3 protein-coding genes and 1 pseudogene are annotated in these 2,635 nt (G+C 61.5%); all 4 read left to right on the top strand.

Annotated elements, in window-relative coordinates:
- A pseudogene (locus tag B1L11_RS47740) lies at nt 1-379 on the top strand (hypothetical protein); the annotation flags it as partial.
- A 202-nt stretch (nt 380-581) separates the two neighbouring features.
- The gene (locus B1L11_RS55695; RefSeq protein WP_079321098.1) at nt 582-1,538 is read left to right on the top strand and encodes an endonuclease domain-containing protein; all 957 of its coding nucleotides are present in this window, start codon (nt 582-584) and stop codon (nt 1,536-1,538) included.
- 242 nt (nt 1,539-1,780) lie between these two features.
- The gene (locus B1L11_RS44320) at nt 1,781-2,191 is read left to right on the top strand and encodes a plasmid replication, integration and excision activator (RefSeq protein ID WP_079321097.1); all 411 of its coding nucleotides are present in this window, start codon (nt 1,781-1,783) and stop codon (nt 2,189-2,191) included.
- Nucleotides 2,191-2,460, top strand: coding sequence for a hypothetical protein (locus B1L11_RS44315; protein WP_079321096.1), 270 nt, complete (start codon nt 2,191-2,193; stop codon nt 2,458-2,460). The genes B1L11_RS44320 and B1L11_RS44315 overlap by 1 nt, the downstream gene beginning before the upstream one ends.
- The last annotated feature ends 175 nt before the right edge of the window (nt 2,461-2,635 follow it).

Genomic DNA, 2,635 nt, shown 5'->3' with positions numbered 1-2,635 from the left:
CCGCCGCGAGTACGTCGAAACCCTCGGCACCTATCGCAACCGCGACGGCGGCTTCTGGGTCGCCTCCACCGACCCCCAAGCCGCGGACCATGCCCTCACCGGCACCACCCCCGCCGACCAGGTTGGCGCTGCGGGCCTGCTCACCGACGGCGCTGCCGACGCCGTCAGCCGCTACCGGCTCATCACCTGGCGGCAACTCCTCAACGTCCTTACGCAGGACGGTCCGACTGCACTAATCCGCAGAGTCCGCGAAGCGGAGCGTTCCGACCCCCACGGCGAACGCTGGCCCCGCAGCAAAACCTTCGATGATGCGACCGCTGCCTACTGTCGCCTTCAACTGTTCGACCTCGATTCGCCGAGACCAGTCGCCTGTCCCTGAGCGGGAATTCAGCACCGACTCGGCGAGTTATTACGGCTGACCACCGTGCTACTCAGCGACGGCTTTGAAACCGGGAAGGTCAAGCGCTTCCAACGGACGCTTAGGTAGGGCACACGGTTTTGTCGGTGGGCCCAGCTAGCCTTCGCAGTAACACCAGTGCATCACAAGGTCTGGGGAGAACACTCCCCCGGACGTGCCTGCTATGCCTCCCAGGGGAGAGGACACCGCTACCGAGACGCGCGATTTCTGGCCGAGTTTTGAGAGGGGGCAACCGTTAAAGTTGAGCGATATAACTTGTTTATTTCGAGACTGCGAAAGATCGCCATATGCAGCAACAGGGATTGCGGCAGGATATTGCAGCGCCCATCGCCAGCAATTTTTGAAACGCGATAAAGATCCAAGCCGATTGACTCCCATCAATTCGCATCTAGTACGAAAAGATAATAATTGCACCTTCCCTGACTGTCCGCGCCGCAGAATGTCGAAATACTACTGCCGCACGCATTATGACCAACACAAGTCAGGTGAGCAGATGCGGCCAATTCTGCGGGCTTTCGTCTCAGAAGACAATGAATGCAGCTTTGTCGACTGTAGGCGAGCCATCGACAATGACGGCTACTGCACATCCCATTGGCTGATGTGTCATCATGGCGCCGAGCTGCAGCCGATTCGCCTGAGAACCGAACCATTTGAGGCTCGGGAGATGGTGGCACTCGGAGTCTACTGGTGCACCCTCTGCCAGCAAGAACGTCCTCTAGATGAGTTTATCTTCGACGGCGTGCGAGGACTGCCGCGCAGCCGATGCAGGTATTGCAGCGGCATAGCAACGCGAGCCGCCAAACATAATAGAAAGTTCAGCGAGATCTATCTTCTATTCGAATATCAGAATCGGTCTTGCTATCTCTGCAACGAACCGCACAGCAACGACAGAGGGTTAAATCTTGACCACTGGCACGATTGCTGCCCCAATAAGGGAGAATCGAAGGGAAGATGCATTAGAGGCCTTCTCTGCTGGCTATGCAATGGGGGATTCGTTGCCGCATACGAGAGGATGCGAGGCCGAGTCGATCCCTACCCACTTCTAGAAGAGTATTTAGCTAATCCTCCCGCCTTGCAATTGGGTCTTGTTCTTCCCGGTGAACGATGCACCACATCATGAACGCGACCGTTTGCTAACAGCAGCTTGGGTAACTAAGGATCAACAGCCAGCGCTCACGGGCACGTTATCGAATATCTCCCTAAGGAGGGTGCATGGTGGCGATCTCCTGGCCATGCACTTCCGTCCACCCCCCTAGACATGCTCGCTGGGTGTTGCTATCGTCGACTGCATAGCCCCCTAGACAGTTCTCGTCGCGGACCAGCCGCCACTGTCTAGAGGGGTGGACAAGGAGGTGGTGAACGATGGCACTGCAAGGACCCATCCCGATCAGCTTCGAGCTGCTGTTCCCGCATGGCTGCTACGTCGTGGGCGAGGTAAGCGCGGCGAAGGACTTCGACGCCAAGCGGGACACCCAGGCCAAGGACAAGACGACCGGCCTGCCGGTCTGGCAGGTCCCGGTGATGGACGCCGACCCCTCGCTCAAGGCCGCGCAGAAGACGGTGACGGTGAAGATCCTCGCCGAGGTTCAGCCGGTTGTTCCGCCGTCGCTGCCGGGTGTGCCGCTGGCCCCGGCCGAGTTCGAGGGCCTGGAGGTCAAGCCGTACGTCCACCAGGCGACGGGGCGGCTGGCCTACTCGATCTCGGCTCGGGTGATGCGGGCTCCCCGGACGGCGGCCGGCAAGACGACCACTGCTGCGAAGGACGCTGCGTGATGGGGCGGCGCACGGTGCGGCCCTCGGCCGTGATCAGCCTCAACACTGGGGGCGGGGCCTCGGCCAAGACCATGCCGTACCCGGCGCGGACGCCGGTGCTGGCGCTGGACTTCGGCTCGACCTCGGTGCTGCTGACGACCTCGGACAGCGACCAGGTCAGCCCGGCCGATGTCGAGTTCGCCCGGCAGCTCGCCCATGAGGCGGCCTCGTTCGCCCGGTCGGTCGAGCGGCGGTTTCACGGCCTGGCCAACGGTCGCGGGGTGGCCTGATGACGCACGGTCCCTACACCCACGTGTCGATGTCGATCGACCCCGGCAAGCGTCCCCGTATCGGGATCTCGTTCTACGCCTCGGTCACTCGGGCGCGTGCTCGGGTGCTGGAGTCCGGGCGGCCGTACCTGGTCCTGGAGTCCGACGAGGCGGACGTGACGGTCTCGACCACCGG

This window comes from Microbispora sp. GKU 823 (genome assembly GCF_002027145.1).
GTDB lineage: Bacteria > Actinomycetota > Actinomycetes > Streptosporangiales > Streptosporangiaceae > Microbispora > Microbispora siamensis.
This window is presented reverse-complemented; position numbering and strand designations above follow the sequence as displayed.